Origin of the sequence: Actinomadura sp. NTSP31, assembly GCF_041951385.1 — a bacterium.
Lineage (GTDB): Bacteria > Actinomycetota > Actinomycetes > Streptosporangiales > Streptosporangiaceae > Spirillospora > Spirillospora napierensis.
This window is the reverse complement of the sequence record NZ_JBGNUT010000026.1, coordinates 50,138-65,647: the sequence shown is the minus strand read 5'-3', so window position 1 is coordinate 65,647 and position 15,510 is coordinate 50,138. Positions and strand designations below refer to the sequence as shown.

The following is a 15,510-nucleotide window of genomic DNA, read 5'->3' as shown; positions in this document are numbered from 1 at the left end:
CCGCCCGGCCCGGCCCGCCGCGGCGGTCAGCCGTGGTGGTGCCCGAGGGGCGAGGAGGCGGGCCGCGCCGCCCCCATCCTGGCCGCCATCGCGGTCTGGATCGCCTTGGGCGCCACGACGAACGGGCGCATCATGCCGTGGTCCTCGTGTTCGAGGATGTGGCAGTGGTACACGTAGTTCCCCGTCCCGCTGTGGAACCGCCCGGCCACCGACACGTGGTCGTGCTCGTCCATGCGGATCGTGTCCTTCCACCCCTGCTCGTCCGGCCCGAGGCCCTTCGGGGCGCTGTAGGTGGCGGTGTAGGTGTAGACGTCGTTGGCGGTGTCGGAGGCGACGGTGACGGTGTAGACGTCGCGGGCCAGGGCCTGGAACGACACCAGGTGGATGTGCATCGGATGGTTCGGGCCGGCGAGGTCGATGAAGTTCCAGACCTCCCAGCCGTCGAGGGAGACGTTGAACGTCACGGCCTCGTCGAAGGTGCCCGCCACCTTCCGGTAGGTGGTGCTCTTGCCGTCCTTCACGATGGTGACGATGCGGTCGCCCTTCTGCGGGACGTACCCGGCGGGCGTCTTGGCCAGTTCCCACATCTCGGGATGGCCGCTCGACGTGCCGTCGTGGGTGGCGGTCGCGACGTACCGCTCGGTGTAGCCCGACGGGACCTTCGCGGCGGTCAGCCGGGAGAACGACGGCGCCAGCTTGGCGGGCAGGGCGAACGGGTCGGTCACGGCCGTTCCGCCCACCCGGAACTGCAGGATCTCGGGGCCGAGCGGCGAGGTGGCGGTGTCGGTGTTGGACAGCCGGAGCCGCGCCCCCTTGAACGCGGCGAAGTTGATCAGGATGTCGGCGCGCTCGGCCGGGGACAGCGTGACCCGGTCCTGCTTGACGGGGGCGCCGAGCAGCCCCTGCTCGGTGCCGATCTGGACGAACGCGCCGGTCACCGGCGTGCTGGTGCCGTCGGCGTTCTCCTTGCGCAGCTCCAGCGTGTAGGTGCGCCCGTTCGCGCCGTTCAGCACGCGGAACCGGTACCAGCGGGGCTCGACGTTCAGGTACGGCCAGATCTTCCCGTTGACGAGGTTGTACGGGCCGGCGAACGGGAGCGAGATCCGCCGGCCGTTGGTGTCGTAGTAGCCGACCTTGTGCAGCAGCCGCCCGTTGAAGGTGTCGTCGGCGTTGGTGTCGAGATTGCGGTCCGCGATGACCAGGGGGATCTCGTAGGCGCCGGACGGCAGTTTCAGCGCGTCCTCTTCCGGGTCGCGGATGAGGTACAGGCCCGATAAGCCGGCGAACACGTTGTAGGCGGTGATGTCCATGGCGTGGTCGTGGTACCAGAGCGTCGAGGCACGCTGGGCGTTGGGGTACTCGGCGGCCTGGGCCTGGCCATAGGAGATCCCGTTCTTGGGCCAGCCGTCGCTGTCGCCGCTGATGGCGCCGCCGTGCAAGTGGGTGACCACCCAGGGGGCCAGGTCCGCGATGTCGGGAAGCGGCTCGGCGCCGCCCCGCCCCGGACTGAGGATCGAGTCGAGCCCGGTGAAGGGGACCTCCACGGCGGTCACCGGGAACTTGCCCTCGATCCGGTTCTGCCAGCTCACCTTGACGCGCTGCCCGCGCCGCACGTCGATGACCGGCCCGGGGTAGGCGCCCTCGTAGCCCCAGACGGGCGTGTCGGGCAGTTGCGAGTGCAGCTTCACGGTGCCGGCGCGCTGCCGCAGGGTCAGCGCGGTGTCGGGCTTCAGCACCGCCGGGACGGGCAGCGGGTCGGCGAACTTGGCGAGGTCGGCGGGAGCCCCGCGGAACACGCGGGACGCGGAGGCGAACGCGGACAGGTTCGCCTGAACGGTGGCGGCCACGCCGATACCGGCGGCCGATCCGGCGATGAACTGACGTCGGCTGGGCATGGGGGGCTCCTCTGCGGGCATGGGCGGCGCAGCCGATCCTTCGCCCGCGGCGGCGCCGGCTCCATCGGCGGGCCGGAATTCAGGGGTTCGCGCGCCGGCTTCACGGGTTTACCGGGACTCCGACAGTGGAAGAACGTGCGCGTCACGGTGAACCGGCAGGGCCGGCCCGCGTCCCACCCCGGGATTCGGTCGTCCGATAGGCGCGCGATTGCCGGGCAGTGGGCGGGCATCTTCGATCATCGGATCCGTGGTCGCACTGGTCGAACGAGACGAACAGATCCAGCAACTCGACAGCCTGCTCGGGGACTGCCTGGCGCGCCGCGGCCGGGTCGCGCTCCTCGAAGGGCCGATCGGCACCGGCCGGACCGCGCTGCTGCGCGACCTCGCCGAACGCGCCGAACGGGCCGGATTCCGGTGCCTGCGCGCCTCCTGCTCCCCCGCCGAGCAACAGCTCCCCTACGGCGTCGCCGGCCAGCTCCTGCGGGACCTGCCCCGGCCGGACGGCCCGGACGATCCGTCCGGCCGCCTCCTGGAGGGGCTCGCGGCGACGGCGGACGTCCCGGACGCCGGCCCCGCGTCGCCGCGGGCGGTGCGCACGCACCACGAACTCGTGCTGGCCGTGCTCGGGTACGCCGAGCGGGAGCCGCTCCTGATCACCGTGGACGACCTGCGCTACGCCGACGTCCCGTCCCTGCACCTCCTGCTCCACCTGGTCCGGCGGCTGGCGTCGGCGCCGGTGCTGGTGGTGCTCGCCGACGAGCCGGTCCCGCGGCCGCGGCACCTGACGTTCCTGGCCGAGCTGTTCCGCAGGCCGGAGTTGCACCGGCTGCGGGTGGGGCCGCTGTCGCCGGCCGGGACCGCCCGCGCCGCGGCCGGGCCGTCCGGCGCCCCGCCGGCCCCGGCCGCGGACCTGCACGCGATCAGCGGCGGCAACCCGCTGCTGCTGGACGCGCTGGCCGAGGACGCCCGGGTCGCGGGCGGCCCGCGCGCGGAGGGGTACGGGCTGGCGTTCCTGGGCTGCCTGCACCGGGGCGACCCCGCGACGCCCGCGGTGGCGAAAGCCCTGGCGATCATGGGCGAGGAGGCGGCGCCGGCCGAGCTGTGGCCGCTCGTGTCGCTGAAGCCCGAGGACGGCGGCCGCGCCCTCGGCGCGCTCAACGCGGCCCGGCTCCTGGACGAGGGCCGGTTCCGCCACCCGGTGGCGCGGGACGCGGTGCTGGACGACCTGGCCCCGGCGGAGCGGGCCGAGCTGCACCGCCGGGCCGCGCGCCTGCTGCACGACCAGGGCGCGGCCGCCACCCGCGTGGCCCGGCACCTCGTCCACGCCGACCACGCCCAGGAGCCGTGGGCGGCGGCCGTGCTGTCCGAGGCGGCCGAGCACGCGCTGCTCGACGACCGGACCGAGGAGGCGGCGCGTTTCCTGCGCCTGGCGCACCGCGGCCTGTCCGGCGAGAGGGAGCGCGCCGCGGTCCGCACGCGCCTCGCCGGCGCCGAGTGGCAGACCGCGCCGGCCTCGGCCGCCCGGCATCTGGCCCCGCTGGTGACCGCCGCCCTCGGCGGCCGGCTCGGCGTCGCCGACGGGCTGGCCCTCGCCGGCCGGCTGCTCTGGTTCGGACGCGGCGAGGAGGCGGTGCGGGTCCTGGACCGGCTGCGCGCCGACGCCCGCTCCGAGAGCGGCGGCCTCCGGGACGCCGAGGTGTGGCTGGCCTACGCGCATCCGCCGCTGGCCTGCAACCGGCGCACGCCGGTGCTGGCCGCCGAGAAGGCCTTCGCCGTCCCGGCTCTCGGCGGCGATCCGCAGCTGCACGCGGCGGCGGTCCTGGCCGACGGGCTCATCCGCCGCCGGAGCCACACGGTGGCGGCCCGCGCCGAGCAGGTCCTGCGCGACCTCCCGCTGCACCTTCGCAACCCGTGGACGGTGGAGGCGGCCCTGCTGGCCGTGCAGGTGCTGCTGCGCGCGGACCGTCTCGACGTCGCGGCGGCGTGGTGCGAGGAACCGTCCGGTGAGGGGCGGAACGGCGCGTCCCAGGGCGACGGCACCCGGGCGGCGTTCTTCGCGGCGGCGCGCGCGGAGGTCGCGTTGCGGACGGGCGACCTGCCGAGCGCGCTGCGGGAGGCGCGGGAGGCACTGGCGCGCCTCAGCCCCAAGTCATGGGGCGTGGCGATCGGGTACCCGCTGGGCACCTGCATCCTGGCCGCCACCCGTGCCGGCGAGCACGACGAGGCCGCCCGGTGCCTGGCCCTGTCGGTCCCCGAGGCGATGTTCCAGAGCCGTCACGGCCTGTACTACCTGTACGCCAGGGGCCATCACCACCTCGCGTCCGGCCACGCCCACGCGGCCCTCGCCGACTTCCTCAGCTGCGGCGAGCTGATCCGCGGCTGGGGCCTGGACGCCGCCGGGCCGGTGCCGTGGCGCACCGACGCGGCCGAGGCGTGGCTGCGCCTCGGCAACCGCGACCAGGCCCGCCGGCTCGTCCGCGAGCAGCTCGCGCGGACCGACGGCCGCGGCCCGGCGCTGCGGGTCCTCGCCGCCGCGAGCCCGGCCGGGCGGCGGCTGCCGCTGCTGACCGAGGCGGTCGACCTCGCCGAGGCGTCGGGCGACCGGTTCGAGCAGGCGCGCGTCCTCGCCGGCCTCAGCCGCGTCCACGCGGCGGGCAACCGGCGGCGCGCCCGCCTGCTGCTCCGCCAGGCGCTGCACGTGGCGAACATGTGCGGGATGCGGCCGCTCGCCCGGGAGCTGCTGTCGGTGCAGGCCGACCTCGGCGGCGCGGAGGCGATGGCGGACGGGCTGGAGGGCATCGCGTCGCTCACCGACTCCGAGCGCCGGGTCGCGTCCCTGGCGGTGGTCGGCAACACCAACCGGGAGATCGCGGCGAAGCTCTACATCACCCCCAGCACGGTCGAGCAGCACCTCACCCGCATCTACCGCAAGCTCGGCATCCGGCGCCGCAAGGAGCTGCCCGCCGACCTGTGGGCCGGGCTCAGGAAGACCGGCTGACGGCACCACCCGCACCGAGGTCCGCGCCCGCGTCGAGGTCCGCGCCCGCCCCGAGCCCGTCGAGCAGTTCCTCGACCAGGGCGGCGGCGCCGGCCCGGTCGGCGGCCGTGCCGAACAGGTAGAAGTCGGGGCGGACGAGCGCCGCGACCGCCCCGGCGCGGGCCAGGTACGGCAGATGGACGGCGTCGAGGTCCGCCGCCGCGTCCAGCCGCACGAACCGGGTGCCGAGCCGAGCCAGCGCCGCCGCGTGCGGGGGGTCGAGCAGCTCGCCGGGCGGTTCGGTGGTGAGCAGCACGAAGCCGGGGGCGCCGATGACGTCGTCGAGCAGCCCTTCGCGGCCGCCGATGCGGACCCGGCCCTGCGGGGTGAGCTCGCCCGCCGCCCCGCGCGGGCGGCCGCCGGCGTCCCGGGCGAGCAGCCCCCCGGTCAGCGGGTGGACGGCCGACGGCGGGGGCGCGGCGAGGCCGCGCTCCCGCACGCCGATCATGACCTCGTCGCGGTCGCGGGCGGCGGCCGGGTCGGTCTGGCAGATGACGCGGCCGAGGTCGACGGACATGGCGATGGCGTGCCGGACGTGCTCGCGGCGCTCGTCGGTGTAGGTGTCCAGCAGCGCCTCGCCGGCCCGGCCGGTGAGGACGAGGTCCAGCTTCCAGGCCAGGTTCGCCGCGTCCCGGAATCCCGAGCACATGCCCTGCCCGGCGAACGGCGGCATCAGGTGGGCGGCGTCGCCCGCGATCAGGACCCGGCCGGTCCGCCACCGGTCGACGTAGCGCGCCTGGAAGGTGTAGACGGCATGGCGTTCCAGCGTCGCGCCGCTCTCCTCGACGCCGAACAGCGCGAGGAGGCGCCACACGTTCTCGATGCTGCCGAACTCCTCCCGCGGTTCGCCGGGCAGCCGCATGAACTCCCACCGGCGGTGGCCGGGCCCGGCGGAGACGGCGGTGCGCGGCCGGGCCGGGTCGCAGACCTGGAGGTTGTTCGGGACGAAGCGGCGCGGCTCGTGCAGCCGCACGTCGCAGGTCAGCCAGTCGTTGAAGAAGCGCAGGTCGGTGGCGGCGGCGTCGAGCGCGTCGCGGACGGCGCTGTTCGCGCCGTCGCAGCCCACGACGTACCGGGCGGTCAGCACGCCGCCCTCGGGGCCGTCGACGGTGGCCTCCACGTGGTCTCCCGCGTCGCGCAGGCCCGTCAGGCGGTGGCCGCGCAGCACCCGCAGCGTGGGCTGCGCGGCGCCGCGCTCGGTCAGGGCCGCCTCGATCCCGGGCTGGTACATCGAGACCGAGTCCGGCCATCCGGACCAGCCCCGCTCGGCGACGTCCACCTCGAACAGCGTCGCGCCGTCCCCGTTCGTCCAGACGTAGTCGCGGGACGGCTCGGCGACGGTGCGCAGGGCCTCGCCGATGCCCGCCGCGGCGAGGATGCGGGCGGACTCGCCGTCGAAGGACACCGCCCGCGGCATCGGGTAGGGCTCCGGCCGGCGCTCCACGACGGTGACGCGGTGCCCGCGCCCGGCCAGCAGCGTGGCGGTCACCTGCCCGACCGGCCCGTACCCGACGACGAGGACGTCGGTGCCCGCCCGGTTCACCGCGCGCTCCTCGCGGCGGCGGGCGAGCCGAGGATCTCGGCCACGACGCGCTCGTGCTCGGCCGGGTCGGTGAGCACGCGGACGGTCTCGCGGCCGTCGTCCACGGTGAGCAGGCGCTTGCCGATGAGCACGCGCTGGCCGGTCGCGAAGGACCGTCCCCGCACCAGGATCCCGGCCCCCGCCAGCGCCCGGGCGAACGCCTCCAGCTCCGCCGAGGGGTCCTGCCATTCGGCGAGGTCGCGGGGCCGGTCACGGAACCTGTAGACCGCCTGCCAGGTCCCGGACCGGCCGCTGCGTTCGACCACGTGGTAGCCGTCCACCCGCACGACACGGAATCGGTTGCCGTGCTGGTGCTGCACCTCGGCGGTGACGCGCAGCGGTTCCAGGTAGGACGGTCCGACGAAGCCCACGTCGACCAGGTACAGCTCGCCGCCGAGGCGGGCGTGGTTGAACACGTGCTCCAGGTCGGGGCCGAACGAGCCGTCCATCTGGCGGATGCCCGCGCCGAACACGCCGACGTCGAACCCCAACTCCTCCAGCAGGAGGCGGAACAGGCCGTTGAGCTCGTAGCAGACGCCGCCGCGCCCGCCGACGACGATCTCGTCGAACGCGGCGTCCCGGTCGATGTCCACCCCGGCCCACAGCGTCGCGTCCCTACCGGTGTTGAGCGCGCTGTCGTACGGGAAGGTCCGCAGGTGGCTGTGGTGCAGTGAGCGGAGGGTCTCCAGAGTGGGCGCGGCCGGGCCGTGGTGGCCGAGCGCCTTGAGGTAGGTGTCGACGTCGAAGCCCATGGGTCAGTCCTCCGCGGTCTCGGCGGTTCCGGTGCCATTGCGTGCGGTGTCATTGCGTGCGGTGTCGGTCAGTTCGGCCAGCAGGTGGTCGGCCAGTTCGGCCGGGGTGGCCCGATCGAAGATCAGCATTGCGGGCAGTTCCAGTCCGGTGGCGGCGGCCAGCCGGTCGCGCAGTTCGACGGCGGTCAGCGACACGTACCCGACCTCGAAGAAGACGTCGGTGGGGGCGAGCGTCTCGGCGGGCGGCCGGCCCAGGACCGCCGAGGCCTCCGTCCGCACGAACTCCACCAGCGCGCTCCGGCGTCCGTCCCCGTCGAGTTGGTCGAACCCGGCGAGTGGCGACGGCGTTTCCCCCGCCTCCTCGGGAGGCGTCGCGGCCGCCCGGGCGGTGGGCACGGATTCCAGCCAGTAATGGCGGTGCTGGAAGGCGTAGGTGGGGAGGTCGACGCGCCGCCGGCCGGCCAGGGACGCCGACCAGTCGACCCCGGCGCCGCGGACGCGAAGTGCCCCCGCTGACAGCAGGAACGCGCGGAGGCCGCCCTCGCCCCGGCGCAGCGTGCCGGTGACCGCGGCCGCCGCCGGACCGGCGGCGTCCTTGATCTCGGCCGCCAGCACCGGATGGGCGCTGACCTCCACGAACGCCCGGAATCCGTCGTCCAGGAGAGCGCGGGCGGCGGCGTCGAACCGCACGGTGCCGCGCAGGTTGCGGTACCAGTAGGCGGCTTCCAACCGCGTGGTGTTCAGCCATGTCCCTTCGACAGTGGAGTAGAAGGGCACCGGCGACGGTTTGGGGGCGAGCCCGTCCAGGAGCGCATGGAGCTCGTCGCGGATCGCCTCGACGTGCGAGGTGTGCGAGGCGTAGTCGACGGGGACGCGGCGGACCCGCACGCCCTCGTCCTCGTAGGACTCGATCAGCTCGGCCAGGGCGCCGGCGTCACCGGCGACGACGACCGAGGCATACCCGTTGACCGCGGCGATCTCCAGGCCGGACGCCAGCCGCGCGGCGACCCGCTCCTCTGGCAGCGCGACCGACGCCATACCGCCCCGGCCCGCCAGGCTTCGAGCAATAGCCTGGCTCCGCAACGCCACCACCCGCGCCGCGTCCTCCAGCGACAACGCACCGGCCACGTGCGCGGCGGCGATCTCGCCTTGCGAGTGCCCCACCACCGCGTCGGGCACCACACCGAACGACTCCCACAACCGGGCGAGAGCCACGTTGACGGCGAACGACGCGGGCTGCACCACGTCCACCCGATCGAGCGGACCACGCAGTTCCTCGGCGAGTGACCAATCGATGTAGGGCCGCAACGCCGCCTCGACATCTGCCAGAGCCGCAGCGAAGACCTCCGACTCGGCGGCCAGATCGGCGCCCATTCCCGTCCACTGCGTCCCCTGCCCGGGGAACACGAAGACGGTCCTGCCCTCGACGTCCGCGACGCCGGTGATCGTGGTGGGCGCGGGCTCCCCGGCCGCGACCGCGCGCAGTCCGGCGAGCGCCTCGTCCCGGCCGGCCGCCACGACGACCGCGCGGTGCGCGAGGGCCGCCCGGCCGGCCGCCAGGGACGCGGCGACGTCGGCGGGCTCCAGCGCGGGACGTTCCCCGATGTGGGAGGCGAGGCGCGCGGCCTGGGCCCGCAGCGCGTCCGCCGTCGCCCCGGAGATCTCCCACGGCAGTGCGGTCGGGGCGGCGGGCGGATCTGCGGGCGCGTCCGGCACCGGCGCCTCTTCGATGATCACGTGCGCGTTGGTGCCGCTGACGCCGAACGACGACACCCCGGCCCGGCGCGGGCGCCCCGGGTCGGGCCAGTCCCGCGGTCCGGTGAGCAGCCGGACCGCGCCCGCCTCCCAGTCGACCTTCGTGGACGGCGCGTCCACGTGCAGCGTGGCGGGCAGCGCCCGGTGCCGGAGCGCCTCGATGATCTTGATGATCCCGGCGGCGCCGGCGGCGGCCTGCGCGTGCCCGAGGTTGGACTTCAGCGACCCCAGCCAGAGCGGGCGGCCGGCGGGGCGGCCGCGCCCGTAGGTGGCGAGAAGGGCCTGCGCCTCGATCGGGTCGCCGAGCGGGGTGCCGGTCCCGTGGCCCTCGACCGCGTCCACGTCGGCGGGCGACAGACCCGCCGCGTCCAGGGCGGCCCGGATGACGCGCTGCTGGGACGGCCCGTTGGGGGCGGTGAGGCCGTTGGAGGCGCCGTCCTGGTTGACGGCGCTGCCGCGCACGACCGCGAGCACGGGATGGCCGTTGCGGCGGGCGTCCGACAGGCGCTCCAGGAGGAGGACCGCGGCGCCCTCGGCCCAGCCGGTGCCGTCGGCGGCGTCGGCGAACGCCTTGCAGCGACCGTCGGGCGCGAGGCCGCGCTGCCGGGAGAACTCGATGAAGGGCGACGGCCGCGCCATGACGGCGACACCGCCGGCGAGCGCGAGCCGGCATTCGCCGTCGCGCAGCGCCCGTGCGGCCAGGTGCACCGCCACCAGGGAGGACGAGCACGCGGTGTCGATGCTCAGGGCGGGCCCTTCGAACCCGAACGTGTAGGAGACGCGCCCGGACACGACGCTGCCGGACGTCCCCGTCCCGAGGAGCCCTTCGAGGTCGTCCGGGACCTCGGCGAGCGCGGCGGCGTAGTCGTGGTACATGACGCCGGTGAAGACGCCGACGTCTTCGCCGCGCAGCGAGGTGGGGGCGATGCCGGCGCGTTCCAGCACCTCCCACGAGATCTCCAGCATGAGGCGCTGCTGCGGATCCATCGCGAGCGCCTCGCGCGGCGAGATGCCGAACAGGGCGGCGTCGAAGGCTCCCGCGTCGCGCAGGAAGCCGCCCTCCCGCACGTAGGAGGTGCCGGACCGGCCGGCCTCGGCGGCGAAGAGCCCGTCGAGGTCCCAGCCCCGGTCATCGGGGAAGGGCGAGAGGCCCTCGCGTCCTTCGGAGACGAGCTGCCACAGGTCCTCGGGCGAGGCGATCCCGCCGGGCAGGCGGCAGGCGGCCGCGACGACGGCGACGGGGTCGGCGGCGGCGGTGCGTCTCAGCCGGTCGTTCTCCTCGCGCAGCCGCTCGTTGTCGACCAGCGCGGCACGCAGTGCGCGGACCACCTTGCCGTCGGTCATCGGTTCCCTCCCAGAGCCCGTTCCACCAGGTCGTCCACGTCCATCTCGGCGATGGCCGCCGCGATGCCGTCGGGCTCGCCGGGTGGCTCCGGCGCGAGCTCGGACAGGAGCCGCCGGGCCAGGTCCGCCGGGGTCGGGTGGTCGAAGACGAGCGTGGCGGGCAGCCGCACGCCCGCCGCCCTGGCGAGCCGGTTGCGCAGTTCGACCGCCGCGAGGGAGTCGAAGCCCAGGTCCTTGAACGCCTGCGCCGCGCCGACGGCGTCCGGGGCGTCGTGCCCGAGGACGGCGGCCGCGTTCCGCCTGACCAGGTCGAGCGCCGTGTTCGTCCGCTCGGCCGCGGACAGTCCGTCGAGCCGGTCGGCGAACGACGCGGCGGGCACGCCGGCGGGAGGCGGCCCGTCCAGGCGGAACCCGTTGACGAGACCGCGCAGGACGGGCGGCAGGTCGCCGTCGGAGGCGAGGGACCGCAGCGCGCCGGGGTCGAACCGCGCCGGGACGACGACGGCGTCCTCGGCCGCGAGGGCCGCGTCGAACAGGGCCAGCCCTTCGGCCGTCGAGAGTGCCGCGAGGCCGCCGCGCGAGAGCCTGCCCAGCGCGGCGTCGTCGAGGTGACCGGTCATGCCGCTGGCCCGGGACCACAGCCCCCAGGCGAGCGACACGGCGGGCAGTCCTTCGGCGCGCCGCATGCGGGCCAGCCCGTCCAAGTACCCGTTGGCCGCCGCGTAGTTGCCCTGCCCCGCGTTGCCGAGCACCCCGGCGCCGGAGGAGAACAGCACGAACGCCGCCAGGTCCAGGTCACGGGTCAGCTCGTGCAGGTACCAGGCCGCGTCCGCCTTGGGCCGCAGCACCGGAGCCAGCCGCGACGGTTCCAGGTCGTCCAGCAGAGCGTCGTCCAGGACACCGGCGGCGTGGACGACGCCGGTCAGCGGATGCCGGGCGGGGATCGCCGCGAGCGCCGCCGCCAGCACCTCCCGGTCCGCGGCGTCGGCGGCCTCGACGGTCACGTGGGCTCCGGCTTCGCGCAGTTCGGCGTACAGCTCGGTCGCGCCCGGGGCGGCGAGGCCGCGCCGGCTGATCAGGACGAGCCGGCGGACCCCGTGCGCCCGCACGAGGTGCCGCGCGACGAGGCCGCCGAGCGTCCCGGTCCCGCCGGTGACCAGGACCGTGCCGTCCGGATCCGGGGACGGCGGGTTCCTCCGGCCGGCGCCCGCGTGGGCCAGCCGGGGCGCGTGGGCGCGTCCGGCGCGCAGTTCGATCTCCGGTTCGCCGGAGGCGATGATCCGCGGCAGCAGGTCCTGGGCGTCCTCCTCCGCGTCCGCCCCCACCAGGACGATCCGCCCCGGCTGCTCGCGCTGCACCGCGCGCACCAGGCCGCGGACGGCGGAGGCGGCGAGGTCGTAGGGCGCGTCGCCGGTGAGGACCGCGACCGGGCCGCCGTCGCCGGCGAGCCGGTCGCGCAGGAAGGCGATCGCCTCGGCCGTCCGCTCGCGGGCGACCTCGGGGGTCCAGCCGCCGCGGTCGGTCAGGTCGAGGACGTCGTCGCCGGGGATCCGCGCTCCGGCGGCGCTGGGGAGGGAGACCGGCACGTGGTCGAGCCGGTAGAGCAGGTCGTGGGCGGGTGCCAGCCGGTCGGGGTCGACGTGCCTGAGCGTGAGGGAGTCGATCGAGGCGACGGGCCGCCCGTCCCGGTCAGCCAGGGCGATCGCGTATCCGGAGGTCGCGCCCTGGTGGGTGGCGTGGACGCGCAGCGCCGACACGCCGGACGCGTGCAGGCGCACGCCGCTCCAGGCGAAGGGCAGCGGTATCCGGCCGTTCTCTGGCTTCGTCGCGCCGAGCAGGCCGATGGTTTGGAGGGCGGCGTCCAGGAGGGCCGGGTGCAGCCCGAAGCCGTCCGGGCCGGTGCCTTCGGGCAGCTCCACCTCCGCGAAGACCTCCTCGCCGCGCCGCCAGGCGGCCCGCAGCCCTCGGAAGGCGGGCCCGTATTCGTAGCCCTCGGCGGCCTTCCGCTCGTAGAAGTCATCGACGGGGACGGGTTCGGCGTCCGCCACGGGCCACGGGAGCGGCGCCTGCGCACGGCGCCCGGCGGAGAGGCGGCCTGTGGCGTGCCTGGTCCACCGGCCCTGGCCGCGCCGCGAGTGGATTCCGACCTCCAGATCGGCGACCACGACCCGGATCTGCACGTCGTCCTGGTCCGGGACGGTCAGCGGCGCTTCGATGACGAGTTCGTCCAGCGCGTCGTGGCCGGTCTCGGCGCCGGCGCGCAGCGCAAGGTCGACCAGCGCCGCCCCCGGCAGCACGGTCGTGCCCGCGACGGCGTGGTCGGCGAGCCATCCGTGGTCGCGCAGCGACAGTCGGCCGGTGAGGACGGCACCGTCGGGCAGCGGAACGGCCGCGCCGAGGAGGGGATGACCTGCGTCCTCCACCCCGGCGGCGGTGAGGTCGCCTCGGCCGCGGCCGCCCTCCAGCCAATAGCGCTGATGCTGGAAGGCATAGGTGGGCAGGTCCGCGCGCCTGAACGGGCCGGGCCCGAACGCGCGGCTCCAGTCCACGGCGAGCCCGGCGACGTGCGCCTCCCCGGCGGAGCACAGGAACCGGTCGAGGCCGCCCTCGTCGCGGCGCAGCGTGCCGAGGGCCACCGACGGTTCCGCGACGACCTCCGCGATGCCGGGCGTCAGCACCGGATGGGCACTGACCTCGATGAACGCCTTGAAGCCGTCCTCGGCGAGCGCTTCAACGGCGTCGGCGAAGCGGACGGTCCGCCGCAGGTTGCGGTACCAGTACCCGGCGTCCAGTTCGGTGGTGTCCAGCCAGCGCCCTTCCAGCGTCGAGAAGAACGGGATCCGCGACGCGCGCGGGACGACCCCGGCCAGCAGATCCGCCAACTCGCTCTCAACCGACTCCACATGGGAGGTGTGCGAGGCGTAGTCGACGGGGATCCGCCGCGTCCGCACCCCGTCGGCTTCCAGCGCGACCAGCAGGGCGTCGAGTGCGCTCGGTTCCCCGGCGACGACGACCGAGGCGGGCCCGTTCACCGCGGCGATCTCCAGGCCGGACGCCAGCCGCGCGGCGACCCGGTCCTCGGGCAGCGCGACCGACGCCATGCCGCCCCGGCCCGCCAGGCCCCGAGCAATGCCCTGGCCGCGCAACGCCACCACCCGCGCCGCGTCCTCCAACGACAACGCACCGGCCACATGCGCGGCGGCGATCTCGCCCTGCGAGTGCCCCACCACCGCGTCGGCACGGACGCCGAACGACTCCCACAACCGGGCCAAGGCCACATTCACCGCGAACGACACCGGCTGCACCACGTCCACCCGATCAAGCGGACCGCTCAGTTCCTCGGTAAGCGACCAATCCACGTACGGCCGCAACGCCGCCTCGACCTCCGCCAGAGAAGCAGCGAAGACCTCCGACTCGGCGGCCAGATCGGCTCCCATTCCCGTCCACTGCGTCCCCTGCCCTGGGAACACGAAGACGGTCCTGCCCTCGACCACGGCCGGGCCTACCGACTCGACTCCGGCCAGGGCCGCGATCGCCTCGGTGCGGTCCCCGGCCACCACGACCGCCCGGTGCTCCAGCGTCGCCCGTGCCGTGGCCAGGGTGTGCCCGATCTCGGCCGGTGCGAGGTCGTCGTGTTCGCGCAGGAACGACGCGAGCCGCTCTGCCTGCGCGCGCAGCCCGTCCGCGGTCCGGGACGAGAGGAGCCATGGGACGGCGCCGGGTCCGGCGCTCTCCTCCGCGTCCTTCGCAGGGTCTTCGGCGGCCTGTTCGATGATCACGTGCGCGTTGGTGCCGCTCACGCCGAACGACGACACCCCCGCCCGGCGCGGACGGTCCGCCTGCGGCCACGTCACCGGTTCGGTCAGCACGCGGACGGCGCCGGCCTGCCAGTCGACCTGCGACGTCGGCGCGTCGACGTGCAGCGTCTCGGGCAGCACGCCGTGCCGGAGCGCCTGCACCATCTTGATCACCCCGGCCACGCCCGCCGCCGCCTGGGTGTGGCCGATGTTCGACTTCAGCGACCCCAGCCACAGCGGCCGGTCGTCCGGACGGTCCTGGCCATAGGTCGCCAGCAGTGCCCGCGCCTCGATCGGGTCGCCCAGCCGCGTCCCGGTCCCGTGGCCTTCGACGGCGTCGACGTCGGCGGCGCTCAGGCCGGCGGCGGCCAGCGCCTCCCGGATCACGCGCTCTTGCGACGGGCCGTTCGGCGCGGTCAGGCCGTTGGAGGCACCGTCCTGGTTGACCGCCGAACCGCGTACCACGGCCAGCACCTCGTGGCCGTTGCGGCGCGCGTCCGACAACAGCTCCAGCACGAGCACACCGACGCCCTCCGAGAGGCCCGTCCCGTCGGCGGTGTCCGCGTACGCCTTGCAGCGCCCATCTGCGGCCAAGCCGCGCTGCCGCGAGAAGTCGATGAAGACCTCGGGGGTCGCCATCACCGCCGCTCCCCCGGCCAGAGCCAGCGAGGACTCGCCCGACCGCAGCGACTGCGCCGCCAAGTGCAACGCCACCAGCGACGACGAGCACGCGGTGTCCACCGTTACCGCCGGGCCCTCCAGCCCGAACGTGTAGGACACGCGGCCGGAGGCCACGCTGCCGGAATTGCCGATGCCGAAATAGCCTTCGAGCCCCTCCGGGAGAGTCGCCAGGTTGTCCCGGTAGTCGTGGAACATCAGCCCCGTGAAGACCCCGGCGCGCGTGCCGCGCAGCGAGGTCGGGTCGATTCCCGCGCGTTCCAGTGCCTCCCACGACACCTCCAGCAGCAGCCGCTGCTGCGGGTCGACGGCGAGAGCCTCGCGCGGCGAGATGCCGAAGAGCGCGGCGTCGAACCCACCCGGCTCGGTCAGGAAGCCGCCCTCTCGGGTGTAGGTGCGTCCGGGACGTCCGGGGTCGGGGTCATAGAGCTCGTCGGGATTCCAGCCGCGGTCGCGGGGGAACGGGCCGATGGCGTCGCGGCCGCCGGCGACCAGCCGCCACAGGTCCTCCGGCGAGGCGATCCCGCCCGGCAGGCGGCAGGCCATCCCGACGATCGCGACGGGCTCGGTGCGGCGCGCCTCGGCATCGTGCAGCCTGCGGCGGGTCCGCCGCAGGTCGGCGAGGGTCCGCCGCAGGTATTCGCGTAGTTTCTCGTCGTTGGTCACGTGC

6 protein-coding genes are annotated in these 15,510 nt (G+C 75.1%); 1 reads left to right on the top strand and 5 read right to left on the bottom strand.

The window, feature by feature from the left end; genetic code table 11:
• Positions 1–26: 26 nt before the first annotated feature.
• A complete protein-coding gene (locus tag ACA514_RS34650) occupies positions 27–1,895 on the bottom strand; it encodes a multicopper oxidase family protein (RefSeq protein WP_375045489.1) in 1,869 nt (622 codons plus the stop codon).
• Between the two features lie 247 nt (positions 1,896–2,142).
• Between ACA514_RS34650 and ACA514_RS34645 the strand changes: the two genes are divergently transcribed.
• Positions 2,143–4,893: an AAA family ATPase gene (locus tag ACA514_RS34645; protein WP_375045488.1), complete on the top strand. Its 2,751-nt coding sequence runs from the start codon at positions 2,143–2,145 to the stop codon at positions 4,891–4,893.
• On the opposite strand, the gene ACA514_RS34640 is transcribed toward ACA514_RS34645, so the two are convergent.
• Genes ACA514_RS34640 through ACA514_RS34625 form a run of 4 tightly spaced genes read right to left on the bottom strand, consistent with a single transcriptional unit; the run spans position 4,877 to position 15,506 of the window.
• Complete coding sequence (locus tag ACA514_RS34640; protein ID WP_375045487.1) at positions 4,877–6,475, bottom strand: bifunctional 3-(3-hydroxy-phenyl)propionate/3-hydroxycinnamic acid hydroxylase; 1,599 nt, start codon at positions 6,473–6,475, stop codon at positions 4,877–4,879. The genes ACA514_RS34645 and ACA514_RS34640 overlap by 17 nt on opposite strands.
• Positions 6,472–7,266, bottom strand: coding sequence for an arylamine N-acetyltransferase (locus ACA514_RS34635; protein ID WP_375045486.1), 795 nt, complete (start codon positions 7,264–7,266; stop codon positions 6,472–6,474). Before ACA514_RS34635 ends, ACA514_RS34640 begins: the two co-directional genes overlap by 4 nt.
• Before the next feature lie 3 nt (positions 7,267–7,269).
• On the bottom strand, positions 7,270–10,365 hold the full coding sequence (locus tag ACA514_RS34630) for a type I polyketide synthase (protein ID WP_375045485.1): 3,096 nt from the start codon (positions 10,363–10,365) through the stop codon (positions 7,270–7,272).
• The gene (locus ACA514_RS34625) at positions 10,362–15,506 is read right to left on the bottom strand and encodes a type I polyketide synthase (protein WP_375045484.1); all 5,145 of its coding nucleotides are present in this window, start codon (positions 15,504–15,506) and stop codon (positions 10,362–10,364) included. Before ACA514_RS34625 ends, ACA514_RS34630 begins: the two co-directional genes overlap by 4 nt.
• Between the last annotated feature and the right edge of the window lie 4 nt (positions 15,507–15,510).